We start from the raw sequence: 18462 nt of genomic DNA on the forward strand, positions 1-18462 counted from the left end.
AGCGGACAGGTAGCGCTTTTCCGCGGTGAGTGGAATCTCCGAGATCGAGTTTTCTGCCATCAGATACGACAACGCCCGCACGAGGCGGGCGCTATCGGTCCGTTCCGGGCGGAAGGGCTGAACGATATCAGCCCTGATACTGGCCGGCGGCAACGCGCGGGATGTCCGAGCGATCGAGGCCGATATCGGCCAGTTCGCGATCGCTGAGCTGGGACAGCTCGGCAACATTGCGCTGATAGTCCCGGAAGGCCTGGATCATGCGGATGAGCGAGAGCAGCATTGGTAGTCTCCTGTAGTTCGATTCAGCCTTTGCTTGGAGGCCTCATCGTTGAAATGAATATAGGTGAGAGTGGTGCAGTGCGAAAGTTCCGATGTTGCGATGCAGCTAAGCACTGTGTGCATAGCGCGCGTAACGGAGGATTAACCGGAAGGCGCTTCCGCTCAAAGCTTGGCCAAGATCGTTCGGAATCGGCAGTAAGCACCAGTAAAATAACGGGTTTGTGTCAAATCTTGATCTCGATTATCGCGGAAGTAAATTGCCGGTAAGCGGACGGCAAGTTCAACGCAGCAGCATCTAAACCCAAGTCCCGCCCGCCTGATTCGCATAGGGCGTGGCGCTATGTTATGAATATAAATTCATCTATATGTCCGTTTGGAACGCCAAAATGCTCCAAAGAGCGATGCGGCGCCGCGCCCGGACGGTGAGGCACGCTCGCCGAGATTTGGCTGTGCGGATTCTGCCGGCTAAGGGGCGCGTGCGAGCTGGGCGGCAAAATAGGCCACCGTCTTGGAGTAGACCTCGCTCTTGTTCCACTGCTGGAGCACGGCGAAATTCGGACTGCCCGGCTGCCAGTCCTTGCCTTTCTGCCAGCCATAGCCGGCCAAGTAATTGGCGGTGGAGGCGAGCACGTCGGGCACGTTATGCAGGAGATCGCGCTTGCCGTTGCCGTCGAAGTCGACGGCATATTTCATCCAGGATGACGGCATGAACTGGGTCTGGCCGAGCTCGCCGGCCCAGGCGCCTTTCATGTCGGCAGGCGCAAGATCGCCGCGCTGAACGATGCGCAGCGCATCCAACAGCTCGGCACGAAACTGCTCGGAGCGACGGCAATCGTAAGCGAGCGTTGCAAGCGAGCGGATGGTCGCGAACTTGCCGGTATTGATGCCGAAATCGGTCTCCAGCCCCCAGATCGCGACCAGGACTTCGCCCGGCACGCCATAGGTCTGCTCGATGCGCGACAGCACCGAGCCGTATTGCTTCATCCTGTTGGCGCCGCGCTCCAAACGCGGTGGCACCATGCGGCCGGAAAATTCCTCGAAGCTCTGGGTGAAAACCTTTTGCGAGCGATCGCGGTTGAGCACGCTTTGGTCGAGTGTGACGCCGGCAAGCCCGGCGGCGATGGTCTGCTGCGAGATGCCCTTCGCCGCAGCGTCGGTTTTGAAATCAGCCAGCCAGGCGTCGAAATTGCCCGAGCCGCAGGCAACCGCGGCGGGCGCTGGCTCGACTGAGAGAAGGGACGCGGAGAGGGCGAAGGCTGCGAGAGCAAGACGAGAAATCGTCGGAGTCATCAGATGAAATGGATTTCCGTGAATTGACCTGACCGGCGGCATAATCTCGGCTGTAACCGCGGCCAAAGCAAGGCGTGCAGCCCTGTCCGAGCCGGGCAGGGCTGCACGTCACGAGATTGTCAGACGTCCGTCCGATTCCGCCACGGGAATAGGTTGGCCGGGAAGTCGGCGGCCGGCTTGCGCGGCCGATGCGGCGGAGGCGGCACTGGACGTGCGCCCGGATCGGACGCGATCACCTTGCGGTAGAGGTGCCAGGTGGCATGCCCGAGCAGCGGGACCACGACGGCGAGGCCGAGGAAGGCCGGGATCGTGCCGAGCGCGAGCAGCACCGCCACGATCAGGCCCCAGGCCGCCATCGGCACCGGGTTTTTCGCGACCACGCGCAGCGAGGTGCTCATCGCCTCGAACGCACCGGCGTGGCGATCCAGCATCAAGGGGAACGACACGGCACTGAGACAGAGCGCGGCGAGCGCGAACAGGAAACCGGTGCTGCAGCCAACCACGATCAGCCACCAGCCTTGCTGCGTCGTCAGCACGCGCTTGATGAAGTCGGAGAATCCGCTGACGCCTTCGTAGCCGAACGCCGCGACATAGATCGCCTGTGCGGTCGCCACCCAGGTGACGAACAGGGCGAGCAGCAACGTACCGAGGCCGAGCATCGCACCGAACGACGGCGAGCGCAGCACCTCCATGGCATCCCAGGCGCTGGCCGGTTCATAGCGCTCGCGCCGGCTGGAAAGCTCGTAGAGCCCGAGCGCGGCGAAAGGCCCGATCAGCGCGAAGCCTGCGGCGAGCGGAAACAGGAGCGGCAGCACCGAATAGCCCATCACCACGCGGGCGAGCACGAGGCCGAGCACCGGGTAGATCACGCAGAGAAGGATGGCGTGGCTCGGAACGGCCTTGAAATCCTCCCAGCCGCGCCTGAGCGCGTCGTGCAGATCAGATAATTTGATGGTTCGGATCACCGGTCCAACCGCATCCGTAGGCTGGGCCATCGTGGGGACATTGCCTTGGTAGAGTGTGGCCATGGTCGCTAGCTCCCTTGCCAAGCGGCTGCGTCCGGCGCCGGCAAACGGCGCAAGCGGCCGCCTTTTCTCTTGAAATCCTGCGATCCCGACCAGACGCGAATTCCGGATGGCATCGCGAGCTGAACGGCAAGCATACTTCCAAGTCCGAGTCCTGTCCCTCACCCTTGGGTGAATTTTGATGCCGCGGCGCAACCACGACGACGTCATTCTGTCGTCATTTCGCCGCAGATAAGCTGATGCTGCTGGTCGTTCGCAGAACTTCGTGGGCGCGACGCGGTAACCTCGTCTATAAGTGTCGCTCAAGGCACTTCCAACGGATTCCTTTTCGGGGAGCAGACATGAGCATTTTCGGGAAAATCATGAGCGCGATCTTCGGCAGCCAGCCGGCCCCCGCCACTCCCGCCGGTGGTGCGGCTTCGCCTAGCGCGTCCGCAGGGGCGCCAAGCGCTTCGGCGCCGGCCGCCGCGCCCGCGGCCACGGTCGACGTGGCGGCGATCGTCGACAAGGCGGCGGCCGCACATAAGGGCGAGAAGCTGGAATGGCGCACCTCCATCGTCGACCTCATGAAGGCGCTCGACATCGATTCGAGCCTCGCTGCGCGCAAGGATCTCGCCAAGGAGCTGGGTTACAGCGGCGACATGAACGACTCGGCGAGCATGAACGTCTGGCTGCACAAGCAGGTGATGTCCAAACTCGCCGCCAATGGCGGCAAGCTGCCGCCGGAAATCAAGCACTGACCCGCGCTGGCGTCGTGCTGCAAGGGCCCACGATCGCGTGGGCCCTTTTGCATTCAGGCGATCAGATCCGCATTCTCCGGATGCCGGTCGAGATAGTCGACGACGAAGCCGCAGCCGGCGATCACCTTCTTGCCGTCGCGTCGGATCAGGTCGAGCGCACCCTTGACCAGTTCGGAACCGATGCCGCGCCCGCGCAAGGCGCGCGGCGTTTCGGTGTGGGTGATGATCACGGCCGACGGCGTCAGCCGGTAATTGGCGAAGGCAATGTCGTTGCCCACATCGAGCTCGAAGCGGCTCCTGTCCTTGTTGTCGCGTACCGAAGCCGCCATGCGGGATCTCTCCGAACTGCAGATTGCCTCCTGATCTAGGAGGCTGACATGGCCCTTGCCAAGGTGAGACCAAGGGAGATTGGCGCAGACGAGATATCTGCAAATGCGCGCCGCGCTGACCGCACTGCAGTATGGATACGGCGCGCCGGGAGAGTGGTCCCGCGACCCGCAAATAATCCCCGATGCCGCCCTTGCAAGCCGAAGTTCGGTTCCCACGTCCTGGAAAGGACATACGCCCGAATGCGGCCGGCAGGGTCGCCTGACATTCGGAGTGTCATCATCGCCAGCCGCAGACGTATGCCTCTTCTGCAGGAGGGTACGATGTCGGACTCTGGTTTCTTGAATACGCATCGAACATGGGAAGACTGGTGTGGGATGCTGCTCGGCGCGGTGATCGTGGCTTCGCCATGGTTTCCCATCCAGGATCAGTCGGTCACCGGACACGAAACGATGATCCTGAACACGGTCGCGATTGGTCTGATCGTGTTTGGCCTCAGCCAGCTCGAATATGTCGCCTTGCAGCGCTGGCAAGAGGTGACGACGATTTTGGTCGGGCTTTGGCTCATCGCCTCGCCTTACGCGCTCGGCTATTCCGGTGAGGGCTTTCTCCGCATCTATCACACGAGCCTCGGTGCGGTGGTGGTGCTGCTCGGCATACTCCAGCTGTGGCAGGACTGGGATTTGACCGACCAGGACATGCTCAAGCATGGACAATAGGCCGTAGAGATCGGCAGGCCCGCCGACCACGGACGGCGGGCCTGTGCATTCATCGTGTCACGAGATCTGCATCTCTTCGGTTCAATTGGTCGCTTTGGCTAGCCTGGAATCTTCGGCCTGTGGCTGCGGGCGGAGGCAGCCCTGGCAGATGACCAGGGAGCGGTTGACCCTGGCGTCCTGTTCGGCCTCGATGCCATCCTGCGCCTGCCACCATTCCTTCGAATAGGGCTGAGCGTCGGCTTGCGACCTGTTGCGCTGGGAGCGGCCGGCAGTTCGCGTTGGCTGCGAGACAGCGCGCGGCCCGTTGGGATCCTCGCCGGCGCCATCCCAGGCATAACGCGCAGGCTTGAAGGCGGGATCGGACGCGAGATGCGCTTGCGGAGTCGCGGCACATCCGGCGAGCGCCAGCGACAACAGGAGGAGGGCAGGCGCTTTGACCATGATGCCGCACTCTGTACGCGAGAATTAAGCGAGGGTGCGCCGATCATGTTTAAAATTCCCTGAACGATTGCGATTGTGGCTGCGACCAGCGCCAATGCGATATCTGATCCTCTTGCTCAGCTTGCTCGTGACTGGCGTCGCTTGGCGACGACACCAAACCTGCATGGCAGCTTCTGTGGCGGCTTTGGTGCGCAGGCCTGCCGGAAGACCAAGACCATCACGGCAACGCCTTTTTGGTTCAAGCAGCCCTAGGGCAGGTCCGCGGCAGCCGCCCTTGCAGGGCCGCTGGCGTTGGCGATAAATGGGCTGCAATGAACGGGCGGCTCGCGTGCCGCCCGTCGCCCACGAGGAAGCCCGATGCAACCCCTGCGCATGTCCCGCCGCGTCATGAATCTCGCCTATATGCTGACCCAGAATGCGCGGCGGCATGGCGCGCGTCCCGGCTTCGTCTGGGGGGACAAGTCCTGGACCTGGCGCGAGATCGATGCGCAGGTCTCGGCGCTCGCGGCTGCGCTCGCCGCGCGCGGCATCGCCAAGGGGGACCGCATCCTCGTCCATTCCAAGAATGGCGATGAGATGTTCTTTTCGATGTTCGCCGCGTTCCGGCTCGGCGCGGTCTGGGTGCCCACCAATTTCCGTCTGATGCCGGATGAGGTCGGCTATCTCGCGCAGGCCTCCGGCGCGAAGGCGTTTCTGTGCCATGTCGATTTTCCCGAGCACGCAGCGGTGGTGAAGGGTGGCGCGCTGGCGTTCACCTGGAGCATCGACGGCAAGGCTGCGTTCGGCGAGCGCTCGGTGGCCGATGCCATCGCTTCGCAGGCCGGCGCTGCCGTGGAGAACGTCGCCGTCGAGCACGACGATCCCTGCTGGTTCTTCTTCACCTCCGGCACCACCGGACGGTCCAAGGCGGCCGTGCTCACCCACGGCCAGATGGGATTCGTCGTCACCAATCATCTCGCCGATTTGACGCCCGGCACGACCGAGCAGGATGCCTCGCTGGTGGTGGCGCCGTTGTCGCACGGCGCCGGCGTGCACCAATTGATGCAGACCGCGCGCGGCGCGCGCACCGTGCTGCTGCCGACCGAGAAATTCGACATCAACGAGGCGTTTCGCCTGATCGAGGCGCATCGCGTCAGCAATCTCTTCACCGTGCCGACCATCCTGAAGATGATGGTCGAGCACCCCGCCGCCGACAAATACGACCATTCCTCGCTGCGCTACGTCATCTATGCGGGCGCGCCGATGTATCGCGAGGACCAGAAGGCGGCGTTGAAGAAGCTCGGCAAGGTGATCGTGCAGTATTTTGGCCTCGGCGAGGTCACCGGCAACATCACCGTGCTGCCGGCGGCGTTGCACGATCCCGAGGACGGCCCGCATGCGAAGATCGGCACTTGTGGCTTCGAGCGCACCGGCATGCAGGTCTCGATCCAGGACGACGAGGGCCGCGAGCTGAAAGCCAACCAGAGCGGCGAGATCTGCGTGATCGGGCCAGCCGTATTTGCCGGCTACTACGATAATCCTGAAGCCAATGCGAAGGCGTTCCGCAATGGCTGGTTCCGCACCGGCGATCTCGGCCATATGGATGACGAGGGTTTTGTGTACATCACGGGACGTGCCTCCGACATGTACATCTCCGGCGGCTCCAATATCTATCCGCGCGAGATCGAGGAGAAGATCCTGACCCATCCCGCGATCGGCGAGGTCGCCGTGCTCGGCGTGCCCGACGCGACCTGGGGCGAGGTCGGCGTCGCCGTCTGCGTCGTCCGTGAGGGCGCGAAGCCGGTGACCGAAGCGGAGATGGCGGCGTTCCTGTCGCCGAAAGTGCCGCGCTACAAGATGCCGAAGCGCTTCTTCTTCTGGGATGCGCTGCCGAAATCCGGCTACGGCAAGGTGCCGAAGCGCATGGTGCGCGACGAGCTCGAGGCGCGCGGGCTGCTCGACCTCGACAAGGCTAGGACGGGCTGAGTGCACGAGATGCGGAGCATCAAGCAGCCGGGCCCGCCGCCTCCCGAACGCATTCAATGGGTGGAGGCGAGGGGGCGCGCCTTTTCCTTCACGCTTCAGGCCGGTCTGCCGCTGCTGGAGGCTGCGCGGCGCGGCTTTGCCGCGGAGGGCTTCGCCGGCGGCGTGCTGAACTTTCGCCGCGGCGCGCTGGGGCCGTTCGCCTATGTCATGCCGGCGCTGTCGAAGACCGGCGAGAATGCGGCGTTCTACAGCGATACGTTCCGGCCCGCCGGCGTGACGCGCCCAAAGCTCGGCAGCATGACGCTCGGCACGCGCGACGGCGCGCCGTTCTTTCATTGCCACGCGCTGTGGACGGAGGCCGACGGCAAGACGAGCGGCGGCCACATGATGCCGGACGAGACCGTCGTCGCCGAGCCGTTCGAGGTCGAGGCCTTCGGTCTCGACGGGGCGATGTTCACGGCCGAGGCCGATCCGGAGACCAATTTCAAGCTGTTCGGACCGGTCGCGGCCGCCAGCACCGGCGCGCGCACGACGAGCCGCGCCTTCGCGCTCCGTCTGCGCCCGAACCAGGATGTTGCCGGCTGCCTCGAAGCGTTCTGTCGGGCCCACGGCATCGCCCGCGCGAAGATTCATGGCGGCGTCGGCTCGACCATCGGCGCGCGCTTCAGCCATGGCGGCGTGACCGAGCCGTTTGCGACCGAGCTGGCGATCACGGCAGGCACAATCGTGCCCGGCGCCTCCGGCACGCCGGAAGCTGCGCTCGAAGTTGCCCTGATCGACTACACCGGCGGCATCGCCGAGGGCCGCCTGATCCGTGGCGACAATCCCGTGCTGATGACGATGGAGCTGGTGCTGGAGGTGTTGCCTTAAGGCTCGACTCAAGCTTGCGGTCTTCAGCGGATGCCACTTCCGTGCGGCTGGTGTTCCTGATATGTTCCTTCATCCGTTGGTGAAGGAGGGGCAGGCGCATGAGCCGGACACGACGACGTCAGACCACGTTGAGCGCGCCTTATCTCAGGCGCATCTGGCTCGATCGTTCGCGCGTCGAGGACTGGGAGGCTTATCCGTTCTGTCTTCCCGTATTCAGGCACGAGTTCGACCAGAGCTTCGAGGCCGCCGTCACCATCATCGTCGGGGAGAACGGGACCGGCAAATCGACCATTCTCGAGGGCATCGCAGGACTGGCCGGCTTCGCCAGCACCGGCGGGCGCAAGGGTTTTCAGGAAATCGACGGCGGCGGCATCGAGATCAGCGGCGATGAACTGTCCTCTGCGTTGCGGGCTGCCTGGGTGCCGAAGGTGACCGACGGCTGGTTCTTTCGGGCCGAGACGTTCTTTTCCATCGCGCGCTATCTGGACCGCTCGGCCGTGGATGCTGCGCACGCCATGGAAGGCGTGTTTGGCGCGAGCGTTCAGCAAGCGCCGGACTATCTTTCCTTTTCCCACGGCGAGGGCTTTCTGGTGTTCTTCGAGGAGCGCTGCCAGAAGCAGGGCATCTATATCTTCGACGAGCCGGAATCCGCGTTGTCGCCGGCACGCCAGATGGACTTCCTCAAGCTCCTGCATCGCATGGATCTCTCCGGTCATTGTCAGGTGATCATGGCGACCCACGCGCCTTTGCTGATGGCCTATCCGAATGCGCAGCTGCTGCGGCTCGGGAAATACGGCCTTGAACCCGTGACGGTGGAGCAGACCGATCATTACCGGGTGATGCGGGAGTTTTGTGATGACCCGCGCGGGTTCGTGGAGGCGACGCTGGGGGAATAGGTGAAACGAATGTTGTTGCGCTCGGAGTGGAAGGCCACAGCGCATCCAACCATCGTGTCCCGGACAAGCCGTAACGCGTGAGCGTTGCGGCGCAGAGCCGGGGCCCAGAAAGCCGCAACATCGCGGATGCATGGGCCCCGGCTCTGCAGCGCATCACTTGGTGCTGCGCAGCGTCCGGGGCACGAAGCTGTTGTCGATTGGCTGGCATAGGCTCGCATTCTCGCGGCAGAGTCCGCCCGAGCTTTGCTCATTCACCACCCTCAAGAGTGCCGAGGGCGCAGGGAAGGCCGGGTGCCGGCTGGCACCCACGGTCCACTGTGCGAAGCGTGTGCTTTCAAAAAAGCTGCACAGCGGCATACAGGTGAAGCCAAACATCCGGCCTTCCCTGCGCAGTGGTTTGACGGCTTATGTCGTGCTCTCCCCGGGGAGCGATGCACTATTGCCCCCGTCGCCTTGCGGATGACTGACGGTGCGAGCCCGGTCGGCCGCAACGTCACCGCAAGCCTTGGCGCACAGACCCCGGGCGCCAGGACCACACGATTTTGCCGTACGCAAGGCTGCACCCGTCGTGTGCGCGCAGCGTTCGCTCACGGGGTGACCCGCCCTGCAAACGCCCGCGCGCGATGCCGCCCGCGTCCACCACAGTCCCATCCCGCGTTCGTGACGATCGCGATCCGCCCCTCGGCCCGGGTTGGGGTGGCCGAAACATGCGATAATTCCGAATTCGAGTAAAGCGAAATATTTTGGCATGGACGCGTTGACCCTGCTCTGGGGTGTTTTGCCCGTCGGGCAACGCAACGGATGGTGTGGATCGGGGGCCGCCGCCTTGTCACAGCCGCGCCACGAACAGGTCTCCCCATGGTCCAAAAATGCGTTACGATGAACCCAGCGCGCGTTCCAAGTCGCGCAGATCGAGAAACGAGGAAACGACATGCGGATGAGAAGCGGACCGGCGATCGCCGGGGTGGCGGCGCTGGCGGTGGCGGGGATGGCTCTGATGACCGCCTTCGAGCCGGTCCGGGCCCATGGGCCGACGCGGCAGAAGGTGCGGGAATCCATCGAGATCAACGCGGCCCCCGCCAAGGTGTGGGCGGTGATCGGCAATTTCCAGGACATGAGCTGGCTTCAGCCGATCACCAAGACCGAAGGCGAGAAGGGCAACGAGATCGGCGCGACGCGCAAGCTGACCCTGACGGGCGGTGCGACGGTCGAGGAGGAGCTCTACAAATACGAGCCCGACATGCAGAGCTATTCGTACCGCATCACCAAGGTCGACGTGAAGGTGCTGCCGGTGACCAACTATTCCTCGACCCTGACGGTCTCGCCCGCACCCGACGGCAAGGCGAAGCTGGAATGGGCGGGCGCGTTCTATCGTGGTTATCCCAACAACGACCCGCCGCCGGAGCTGAGCGACGAAGCCGCGATCAAGGCCGTGAGCGGGCTGTACAAGGCCGGGCTCGAGGCGCTCAAGAAGAAGATCGAGAGCGGTAGCTGATCGTGCGAGCGCTGGTGTTGCGGGCGCGCGTCTTGGCGGCGCTCGTCGCCAGCCTTGGCCATGCCGGGCTCGCGAGCGCAGCCGCCGACGAGGCGTTCGTCACCAACCAGCTCAGTGATGATGTGATGGTCGTGGATCTCGCGACATCGCGCAGCGTTGCGAGCATCCCGATCGGCGGCAAGCCGGCCGGCGTCGCCGTCAGCGCCGACGGGCGCTTTGCCTATGTCACGAGCCCCGATGCCAAGGCCGTGACAATTGTGGACGCAGCCACGCGTCAGGTCGTCGGCCGCATCGAGGTCGGCGGCGGGCCGCTCGGCATCGCCGTGGCGCCCGATGGCAAGACGGTCTATGTCGCAGATTGGTACGCGGCCGCGGTGCGGGTGATTGATACGGCCTCGCGCGGCGTTGTCGCCAGCATCGCAGTCGGCGCCTCGCCGTCGGGGCTGGCCGTCACGCCGGATGGCAAGCTGCTGCTCTCGGCGGACCGCGACGACGACAGCGTCTCGGTGGTGGACACGGCGACGCGCCAGCGCAAGGCCGTAATCAAGGTCGGCACCCGTCCCTTCGGCGTCACCATAGATGCCGAGGGCAAGCGCGCCTACACCGCCAATGTCGGCTCCGACGACGTCTCCGTGATCGATATCGCGGAAGGCCGCGAGATCGGCCGCGTGCCGGCCGGGATGCGCCCCTATGCGGTGGCGCTGACGCTAGGCCGAGGCTTCGTCACCGACCAATATGGCGGCACCGTCAGCGTGTTCGACCTGGCGAGCCTCAAGCCGGTCAAACGCATCAATGTCGGCGACTATCCCGAAGGCATCGCGGCGACCGCCGACGGCAAGCGCGTCATCGTCGCCTGCTGGGAGAGCAATACGCTTGCTATCATCGATGCGGCCGAGCTCAAGGTGATCGGTGAGATCAAGACCGGCGAGGGCCCGCGCGCGTTCGGGTCGTTCTTGCGGAGGACGGAGTAGGGGGGGTGCGTAGGGTGGGTTAGCGTCAGCGTAACCCACCTCCTTGGTGTCCGCGGTGCCGGAAGTGGTGGGTTACGCCAAGCGGTCTGCGCTTCGCGCAGTCCGCGGGGCTAACCCACCTTCCGGATCCGGCACACCGTTTCCGCAATTTCATCCATCCGCTCGAACACGTGATCCGGTCCCAGCGCCCGCAACGCCGCCGGCGCCGCATAGCCCCAGCACACGGCGCCGCAGGCTATGCCGACCGCGCGCGCCGCCTCGATGTCGCGGACCTCGTCGCCGATCGATATGACCTTGTCAGGTGCGATGCCCGCACGCCGGACCACCCGGCGAAATTTCGCAGGCTTGCCGAACAGCGATGCCGCGCAGTCGAAATGCGAAAACAGCGCGGCGGCATCCCCGAGCTTCTCGCGCGCATTGGCCTCGCTGTCTGATGTCACCAGCGCGAGCTGCACGCCGCTATCGGCCAGCGACCGCAACATCGTCTCGACGCCGGCAAACAGCGAAATCTCAGCTGCAGCCTCCGCCTTCAGCCGCCGCGCATGCCGCGCGATCGCTGGCAGCTTCCACAAGGGCACCTCGAGCCGGGAAAGGATCTCGCGGCTCGACGCATGCCGCAGTTCCTCGATCTCGTCATCTGCGACGCGGCGAAAGCCGAAGCGATCGGCGACGTCATTGATAGTGCGCAGGAACCAGGGGAAGCTGTCAGCGAGCGTGCCGTCGAGATCGAAGATGGCGAGGGCGTAGGGCATGGAGCTGGAAATCGAGGCCCACTGACAGGCGAGACTTGGTATGTTAATGTCGAGCAGAGTTCGAGGATAGCCATGCGGCACGAGCGGATTGAAATCAACCCGGCAATCATGGGCGGCAAGCCTGTGATCCGCGGGACGCGTGTGCCGGTCGAACTGGTGCTGCGGGAGCTGGGCGCTGGCATGACCACCGAGGCCATCATCGCAGAGCACCCGCGGCTCACGCCGGACGATGTTCGGGCGGCCCAGGCTTTCGCGGCCGACTATCTGGCCGACGAAGACATCATCTACCGCTGAATCGTGCTCTGGCTCGCTGACGAGTGCGTCTCGGTCTCTCTGGTTCGAGAGCTGCGCGGTGCCGGTCACGATGTACTCTACATTGCCGAATTTGCAGCTAGCATGAGCGATGTAGAGGTCATCGCGCTGGCGTCGCTCCACCGCGGCCCTGCTTCCGGCCGTGCAGGCAGCGGAGCTACTCCGCCGCCTCACTCGCCGCACGCCTCCGCTTCGGCTTCCGCGCCTTCTCCAGCACCGGGGCCAGGAATTTCCCCGTATAGCTCCGCGGCGCCTTGATGATGTCCTCCGGCGGGCCCCAGGCGACGATCTCGCCGCCACCATCGCCGCCTTCGGGGCCGAGGTCGATGACCCAGTCGGCGGTTTTGATGACTTCGAGATTGTGTTCGATGACGACGACCGTGTTGCCCTGGGCGACCAGCTCGTGCAGCACCTCCAGGAGCTTCTTGACGTCGTGGAAGTGCAGGCCGGTGGTGGGCTCGTCCAGGATGTAGAGCGTGCGGCCGGTGGCGCGTTTTGACAATTCCTTTGCCAGCTTGACGCGTTGCGCTTCGCCGCCCGAGAGCGTCGTGGCCTGCTGGCCGACGTGGATGTAATCGAGCCCGACGCGGTGCAGGGTCTGGAAGGTCTCGCGCACGCGCGGCACCGCCTTGAAGAACTCGGCGGCTTCCTCGACGGTCATGTCGAGCACGTCGGCGATGCTCTTGCCCTTGAACAGCACCTCCAGCGTCTCGCGGTTGTAGCGCTTGCCCTTGCAGACGTCGCAGGTGACGTAGACGTCGGGCAGGAAGTGCATCTCGATCTTGATGACGCCGTCGCCCTGGCAGGCCTCGCAGCGGCCGCCCTTGACGTTGAACGAGAAGCGGCCGGGCTCGTAGCCGCGTGCCTTGGCTTCGGGGAGCCCTGCGAACCATTCACGGATCGGCGTGAACGCTCCGGTGTAGGTCGCCGGGTTCGAGCGCGGGGTGCGGCCGATCGGCGACTGGTCGATGTCGATGATCTTGTCGATGTGCTCGAGGCCCTCGATGCGGTCGTGCGGGGCGGCGCCCTCGCTGGCGTTGTTCAGCTTGCGCGCGATGGCGCGGTAGAGCGTGTCGATCAGCAGCGTCGACTTGCCGCCGCCGGAGACGCCGGTCACGCAGGTGAACAGGCCGAGCGGAATTTCCGCCGTGACGTTCTTGAGGTTATTGCCGCGCGCGTTCACCACCTTGATGGTGCGGCGATGGTTCGGCGGACGCCGCTCCGGCACCTCGACCTCGAGCTCGCCGGTGAGGTACTTGCCGGTCAGCGATTTCGGGTTGCGCATGATCTCGGCGGGCGTGCCTTCGGCGACGATATTGCCGCCATGCATGCCGGCGCCGGGGCCGATGTCGAGCACGTAGTCGGCGAGGCGAATGGCGTCCTCGTCGTGCTCGACCACGACCACGGTGTTGCCGAGGTCGCGCAGCCGCTTCAGCGTGTCGAGCAGACGCGCATTATCGCGCTGGTGCAGGCCGATCGAGGGCTCGTCCAGCACGTAGAGCACGCCCGTGAGCCCCGAGCCGATCTGCGAGGCGAGGCGGATACGCTGGCTCTCGCCGCCGGACAGCGTGCCGGAGGAGCGGGACAGCGTGAGATAGTTGAGGCCGACGTCGAGCAGGAAGGTGAGGCGCTCGCGGATCTCCTTCAGGATACGGCCCGCGATCTCGTTCTGCTGCTTGTTCAGCGCCTCGGGCACGCCCGCGAACCACTCGCCGGCGCGCTTGACCGACAGCTCGGAGATCTCGCCGATATGCTTGCCGCCGACCTTGACGCAGAGCGCCTCCGGCTTGAGCCGAAAACCCTTGCAGCCCTCGCAGGGCACGTCGTGGAAATATTTCGCCAGCTCCTCGCGCGCCCACTCGCTCTCGGTCTCGCGGTAGCGGCGGTTGATGTTGGTGATGACGCCCTCGAACGGTTTTTTGGTGTCGTAGGAGCGGACGCCATCCTCATAGGAGAACTTGATCTCGTCCTCGCCCGAGCCGTAAAGCAGCGCGTTCTGCGTCTTCTTCGGCAGGTCCTTCCACTTGGTGTCGAGCGTGAACTTGTAGTGCTTGCCGAGCGCGGTCAGCGTCTGCAGGTAATAGGGCGATGACGACTTGGCCCAAGGTGCAATCGCGCCCTTGCGCAGCGTCAGATCCTTCTCGGGGATGACGAGGTCCTCGTCGACATGCTGCTCGACGCCGAGACCGCCGCAGGCGGGGCAGGCGCCATAGGGATTGTTGAAGGAGAACAGGCGCGGCTCGATCTCGGGGATGGTGAAGCCGGAGACCGGGCAGGCGAACTTTTCCGAGAACAGGATGCGCTCGGGCCCGCTCTTGTCATGGATCTTTGCGGTCTTCTTCTTTTCCTCCGCAGGGGCAGCCGCCGCTGGCGCATCGGCGAACTCGACGACGGCAAGGCCTTCGGCGAGCTTCAGCGCGGTCTCGAAGCTCTCGGCGAGACGCTGCCCGATATCGGCGCGCACGACGATGCGGTCGACCACCACGTCGATGTCGTGCGGGAATTTCTTGTCGAGGTTGGGGGCTTCCGCCAGCTCATGGAAGGTGCCGTCGATCTTGACGCGCTGAAAGCCCTTCTTGAGCCATTCGGCGAGCTCCTTCCTGTACTCGCCCTTGCGGCCGCGCACGACCGGCGCGAGCAGATAGAGGCGGGTGCCTTCGGGCAGCGCCAGCACGCGGTCGACCATCTGCGAGACGGTCTGGCTCTCGATCGGCAGGCCCGTGGCGGGCGAATAGGGCACGCCGACGCGGGCCCACAAAAGGCGCATGTAGTCGTAGATCTCGGTGACGGTGCCGACGGTGGAGCGCGGGTTCTTCGAGGTCGTCTTCTGCTCGATCGAGATCGCGGGCGACAGGCCGTCGATCTGGTCAACGTCGGGCTTCTGCATCATCTCCAGGAACTGGCGGGCATAGGCCGACAGCGATTCGACGTAGCGGCGCTGGCCCTCGGCATAGATGGTGTCGAAGGCGAGCGAGGACTTGCCGGAGCCGGAAAGGCCGGTGAACACCACCAGCTTGTCGCGGGGAATCTCGACGTCGATGTTCTTGAGATTGTGCTCGCGCGCGCCGCGGATCGTAATTGCGCGCAGGCTCGAGCCCGCGTTCTCTTGTTGGCGCTTCGCCCTGATCACTTCGTCCATCCCAGAGGTCCTCGAGGAATCCAAAGACGCGCGATCGCGCCAATGCAAAAGGCGCGCTTCGCCCGGAACCGGGAACGGCGCCGATGGGTATGGCAGCGAACGTAGGAAGAACGGGGGCGGATTTCCAGTGCGAGTTGCGAATCGTCAACGGATTGTTGGCGCGCTGGCGGCATCTGGCAGCAGGAGCGCGCGGAACTGCTGTCGGAACAGACCGGCCAAAACAAAAAGGCCGGCGCGAGGCCGGCCTTTCGTGACGATGTGACGTCGGTCGCTCTCAGTACTTCGCGACGACCGGGCCGCCGAAGTGATAGTTCACGCCGACCTGCACGGTGTGGAAGTTGAGCGTGCCGGTGGGAATGGCGCCCGAGAAGTAGGTCTCGCCGCCGAGGCTGCGATAGAGGTACTCGCCCTTGACCGACCACTGCGGAGCGAAGAACGCCTCGATGCCGGCACCAACGGTCCAGCCGGAGTGCCACTTGCTGTCGGAGACCGAGAGGCCGCCCAAGGTCGCGGTGAGCTTGTTGTCGATCCAGGCGTAACCACCGGTGCCGTAGAACAGCACGTTGTTGACGGCGTAGCCGATGCGGCCGCGCACGGTGCCCATCGCGTCGGTCTTGGAGGTCAGCGAGGCGGGGACGCCACCGACGCCGGCGACGAAAACCGTACCAGCAGCCGTCGCGCTGACGTCAGCCCAGGCGCCATCGGCCTCGATGCCGAACACGACGTTGCCGGTCTGCCAGTTGTAGCCGGCGGTGCCGCCGACGAAGCCACCCTTCATCTTCGGGTCGCCCGAGGCGTTTTCCCAAGCGCCGCCGCCGACGATGCCGAGGTAGAAGCCGGTCCAGTTGTAGACCGAGGCCACAGCCACAGGAGCCTTGGTGTAGGGGCGGGCTGCCAGATCAGCAGCCGAAGCGGGGGCCGCAAGAGCGAACACACAGGCCGAAGCCAACAAAACCTTTTTCATTTTCAACTAAATCCCAGTCCCAGTTTCTGTTGTTGCCTTCCGTCGCGGAAGGGCATCGGACTCAACGGCCCAACTGACGCCGTCTCTACACCACCAAAGCCGCAAGTTGTGTCTCCGAAAAGCCACAACAGGCGAAAAGGTGATGGTTGCTGACTCATTTACGTCCAGCATCTGCCAAAATAAAAAGGGCCGGCGCGGGCCGGCCCTTCCATTCGCTCGCGAAATCAACGGGATATCAGTACCTCGCAACCAGTGGGCCGCCGAAGCGATAATTCAACCGGACCAGACCCATGTCGACGTCCTGACTGATGCGATCGCTTCCGAACACGGCGCCTGCAGGCGTCGTGAAGGTGATCGTGCGGTCGCCGAGGAAGATGTGGTTGTACTCGACGCCGAGCGTCCAGTTCGGAGCAAATCCGAATTCCAGACCGGCGCCAACAGTGCCGCCCCAGCGGGTCTCGCGAGCCGATGCCAGCAGCGCGCCGGCGCCCGGCGTGCCGGCCGCGGCATAGACGTCGTACTTGTCCCCGACCACGGCGCCGCCGCCCTTCACATAGAGCAGCACGTTGTTCCAGGCGTAACCGACCTGGCCCGTAAGCAGGCCAAAAGCATCGATGCGGGAGCGGTTACGATCACCGGTGACCAAAGCGCTTCCAGGGAAGACAGTGCTGACGTTGTCGCCCGAGAAGTCAGCCCAGTTACCTTGGCCTTCGACGCCGAACACCCAATTGGCGGACTGCCAGCGATAGCCGATCTGGCCACCGACGGTGCCACCGGTCGCGTTGTGGCATCCTTCACGGACGAAGGTGCCGGGAACCCCAGTTACGGCGCCGGTGGTGTCGAGGAAGTCCCAGCACTTGCGGCTCGTGCCGCCGCCGCCGTTGATGCCGATATAGAAGCCGCTCCAGTCGTAAATCGCAGCGACCGCGGGGGCCGGAGCCTTGGTGTAGGGACGCGCGGCCAAGTCCGCCGCGCTTGCCGGAGCCGACAGCCCCAAAGCCAGTACACTGATTGCGCCAAACAAAATCTTATTCATTGCAGTCTCCCCAAGTTGGTCCGCCTCATGAAAGTCCCCGAAGCGGCTGATCAGGCGCGACGCCCATATGAACTGATTCCGAGGCAAGGTTAGCCTAAGGAAAGGGCAGAGTCCGTCTCCGGAATGCCACACTCGCGGCTCAACTGAGGTGGAACAACTTGATGAATGTTAAGCGGTTTTCGTCGTTCACGGGAACCTGAAAAAGTTCCATCAGAGTTCTGCTCTTTTCGTCGGCGGTCGGCTGAATGTTTGCTCTAGCGCTATAAAGAACAAATCTGGAACAAACATGAGTGCGATGCTATATGTGGGGATAACCCCGGGGGTGGCAGGCTGATCGGTGCCCGCAAGCGTATAGGGTCGCCTCGACGGGCGCAGAGGAACGCGGGCAGCGGATTCGCCCTTTTGAAATTCAGTGGCATTCGGAGTGGAGAGCGGCGATGGCGGGAAGCGTCAACAAGGTCATTCTGGTTGGAAATCTCGGCAAGGATCCCGAAATCCGCCGCACCCAGGACGGGCGGCCGATCGCGAATCTGAGCATCGCCACCTCCGAGACCTGGCGTGACAAGAACACCGGCGAGCGCAAGGAAAAGACCGAGTGGCATCGCGTCGTGATCTTCAATGAAGGGCTGTGCAAGGTTGCCGAACAGTACCTGAAGAAGGGCGCGAAGGTTTACATCGAGGGCGCGCTGCAGACCCGCAAATGGACCGACCAGAGCGGCGTCGAGAAGTACTCGACCGAGGTCGTGCTGCAGGGCTTCAACTCGACGCTGACGATGCTGGATGGCCGCGGTGGCGGCGGCGGAGGCGGCAGCTTCGGCGACGAGCCGGGCGGCGATTTCGGCTCCTCCGGACCCGTCAGCAGCGCGCCGCGCCGTCCCGTTGCCGCCGGCGGTGGCCGCAACAGCGACATGGACGACGATATCCCGTTCTGAGCGGGCGGTCCGCGCGACGGCCGTGCGGTCGCTTCGGTCGCGCTTCCCGCATCAGGTCGGCAAACCTTACTAATCGGCTGGGCGGGCTCGGATTTTCCGGGCCCGCTCGATATTTGGGGTGAGGTCCGTATTGGGCCGCGCAAAGCGGGCTGATCGGGTGCCGCTTCGCAGGCGTTCAGGCCGGCGTTGCAGGTGGCTTTGGAGGGCCGATTCCGGTGCCGTCCAGGGCGCAGCTCGGTGGGTCGTAAGCTATTGGAAAAATAAGCGGAAAAAGCGCTTTTCGAGTGGCTGCCAGGGTGGTTATCCGAC

20 protein-coding genes are annotated in these 18462 nt (G+C 64.2%); 10 read left to right on the forward strand and 10 right to left on the reverse strand.

What is annotated here, in order from left to right:
* Positions 1-127 precede the first annotated feature (127 nt).
* The 3 genes from HZZ13_RS10060 to HZZ13_RS10070 form a co-directional block, all read right to left on the reverse strand.
* Complete coding sequence (locus tag HZZ13_RS10060; protein ID WP_007590701.1) at positions 128-280, reverse strand: DUF1127 domain-containing protein; 153 nt, start codon at positions 278-280, stop codon at positions 128-130.
* A 464-nt stretch (positions 281-744) separates the two neighbouring features.
* Positions 745-1569 carry a lytic murein transglycosylase gene (locus HZZ13_RS10065; protein WP_197959446.1) on the reverse strand — a complete coding sequence of 275 codons (825 nt, stop codon included), beginning with the start codon at positions 1567-1569 and terminating at the stop codon, positions 745-747.
* A gap of 119 nt (positions 1570-1688) precedes the next feature.
* Positions 1689-2597, reverse strand: a complete 909-nt coding sequence (locus tag HZZ13_RS10070; RefSeq protein ID WP_197959447.1) for a DUF2189 domain-containing protein — start codon at positions 2595-2597, stop codon at positions 1689-1691.
* 338 nt (positions 2598-2935) lie between these two features.
* Here HZZ13_RS10070 and HZZ13_RS10075 point away from each other — a divergent pair, with 338 nt between their 5' ends.
* Positions 2936-3334 carry a DUF3597 domain-containing protein gene (locus tag HZZ13_RS10075; RefSeq protein ID WP_197959494.1) on the forward strand — a complete coding sequence of 133 codons (399 nt, stop codon included), beginning with the start codon at positions 2936-2938 and terminating at the stop codon, positions 3332-3334.
* A gap of 53 nt (positions 3335-3387) precedes the next feature.
* Here the strand turns inward: HZZ13_RS10075 and HZZ13_RS10080 are convergent, their stop codons facing one another.
* Positions 3388-3663, reverse strand: coding sequence for a GNAT family N-acetyltransferase (locus tag HZZ13_RS10080; RefSeq protein ID WP_197959448.1), 276 nt, complete (start codon positions 3661-3663; stop codon positions 3388-3390).
* A 321-nt stretch (positions 3664-3984) separates the two neighbouring features.
* Here HZZ13_RS10080 and HZZ13_RS10085 point away from each other — a divergent pair, with 321 nt between their 5' ends.
* Positions 3985-4380: an SPW repeat protein gene (locus HZZ13_RS10085; RefSeq protein ID WP_197959449.1), complete on the forward strand. Its 396-nt coding sequence runs from the start codon at positions 3985-3987 to the stop codon at positions 4378-4380.
* 81 nt (positions 4381-4461) lie between these two features.
* Here HZZ13_RS10085 and HZZ13_RS10090 read toward each other — a convergent pair whose 3' ends face one another.
* Positions 4462-4821 (reverse strand): hypothetical protein, encoded by a 360-nt coding sequence (locus tag HZZ13_RS10090; protein WP_197959450.1) that lies wholly within the window; start codon positions 4819-4821, stop codon positions 4462-4464.
* Between the two features lie 357 nt (positions 4822-5178).
* Between HZZ13_RS10090 and HZZ13_RS10095 the strand changes: the two genes are divergently transcribed.
* From HZZ13_RS10095 to HZZ13_RS10105, 3 genes are all read left to right on the forward strand, one after another.
* Positions 5179-6786 carry an acyl-CoA synthetase gene (locus HZZ13_RS10095; RefSeq protein ID WP_197959451.1) on the forward strand — a complete coding sequence of 536 codons (1608 nt, stop codon included), beginning with the start codon at positions 5179-5181 and terminating at the stop codon, positions 6784-6786.
* 9 nt (positions 6787-6795) lie between these two features.
* Positions 6796-7656, forward strand: coding sequence for a PCC domain-containing protein (locus HZZ13_RS10100; protein WP_197959452.1), 861 nt, complete (start codon positions 6796-6798; stop codon positions 7654-7656).
* 98 nt (positions 7657-7754) lie between these two features.
* Positions 7755-8552, forward strand: coding sequence for an AAA family ATPase (locus tag HZZ13_RS10105; protein ID WP_197959453.1), 798 nt, complete (start codon positions 7755-7757; stop codon positions 8550-8552).
* A 153-nt stretch (positions 8553-8705) separates the two neighbouring features.
* Here HZZ13_RS10105 and HZZ13_RS10110 read toward each other — a convergent pair whose 3' ends face one another.
* Complete coding sequence (locus tag HZZ13_RS10110; protein WP_197959454.1) at positions 8706-8927, reverse strand: hypothetical protein; 222 nt, start codon at positions 8925-8927, stop codon at positions 8706-8708.
* Positions 8928-9483: 556 nt separating this feature from the next.
* Between HZZ13_RS10110 and HZZ13_RS10115 the strand changes: the two genes are divergently transcribed.
* Positions 9484-10047 carry an SRPBCC family protein gene (locus HZZ13_RS10115; protein ID WP_197959455.1) on the forward strand — a complete coding sequence of 188 codons (564 nt, stop codon included), beginning with the start codon at positions 9484-9486 and terminating at the stop codon, positions 10045-10047.
* A gap of 17 nt (positions 10048-10064) precedes the next feature.
* On the forward strand, positions 10065-11018 hold the full coding sequence (locus HZZ13_RS10120; RefSeq protein ID WP_197959456.1) for a YVTN family beta-propeller repeat protein: 954 nt from the start codon (positions 10065-10067) through the stop codon (positions 11016-11018).
* A gap of 110 nt (positions 11019-11128) precedes the next feature.
* On the opposite strand, the gene HZZ13_RS10125 is transcribed toward HZZ13_RS10120, so the two are convergent.
* Entirely contained in the window at positions 11129-11770 is a 642-nt protein-coding gene (locus HZZ13_RS10125; protein WP_197959457.1) for an HAD family hydrolase, read from the reverse strand.
* Between the two features lie 108 nt (positions 11771-11878).
* Between HZZ13_RS10125 and HZZ13_RS10130 the strand changes: the two genes are divergently transcribed.
* Both HZZ13_RS10130 and HZZ13_RS10135 read left to right on the forward strand, forming a co-directional pair.
* Entirely contained in the window at positions 11879-12064 is a 186-nt protein-coding gene (locus HZZ13_RS10130) for a DUF433 domain-containing protein (protein ID WP_246504366.1), read from the forward strand.
* Positions 12065-12067: 3 nt separating this feature from the next.
* The gene (locus HZZ13_RS10135) at positions 12068-12340 is read left to right on the forward strand and encodes a DUF5615 family PIN-like protein (protein WP_197959459.1); all 273 of its coding nucleotides are present in this window, start codon (positions 12068-12070) and stop codon (positions 12338-12340) included.
* On the opposite strand, the gene uvrA is transcribed toward HZZ13_RS10135, so the two are convergent.
* The 3 genes from uvrA to HZZ13_RS10150 form a co-directional block, all read right to left on the reverse strand.
* Positions 12240-15221 carry an excinuclease ABC subunit UvrA gene (uvrA, locus tag HZZ13_RS10140; protein ID WP_197959460.1) on the reverse strand — a complete coding sequence of 994 codons (2982 nt, stop codon included), beginning with the start codon at positions 15219-15221 and terminating at the stop codon, positions 12240-12242. The two genes, HZZ13_RS10135 and uvrA, sit on opposite strands and share 101 nt — an antisense overlap.
* A 274-nt stretch (positions 15222-15495) precedes the next feature.
* Positions 15496-16185, reverse strand: a complete 690-nt coding sequence (locus tag HZZ13_RS10145) for an outer membrane protein (RefSeq protein WP_197959461.1) — start codon at positions 16183-16185, stop codon at positions 15496-15498.
* Positions 16186-16420: 235 nt separating this feature from the next.
* Complete coding sequence (locus HZZ13_RS10150) at positions 16421-17221, reverse strand: outer membrane protein (protein WP_197959462.1); 801 nt, start codon at positions 17219-17221, stop codon at positions 16421-16423.
* A gap of 437 nt (positions 17222-17658) precedes the next feature.
* Between HZZ13_RS10150 and HZZ13_RS10155 the strand changes: the two genes are divergently transcribed.
* Positions 17659-18153 carry a single-stranded DNA-binding protein gene (locus HZZ13_RS10155; protein WP_027575349.1) on the forward strand — a complete coding sequence of 165 codons (495 nt, stop codon included), beginning with the start codon at positions 17659-17661 and terminating at the stop codon, positions 18151-18153.
* Positions 18154-18462 lie beyond the last annotated feature (309 nt).

The organism is Bradyrhizobium agreste (assembly GCF_016031625.1).
Classification (GTDB): Bacteria; Pseudomonadota; Alphaproteobacteria; order Rhizobiales; family Xanthobacteraceae; genus Bradyrhizobium; species Bradyrhizobium agreste.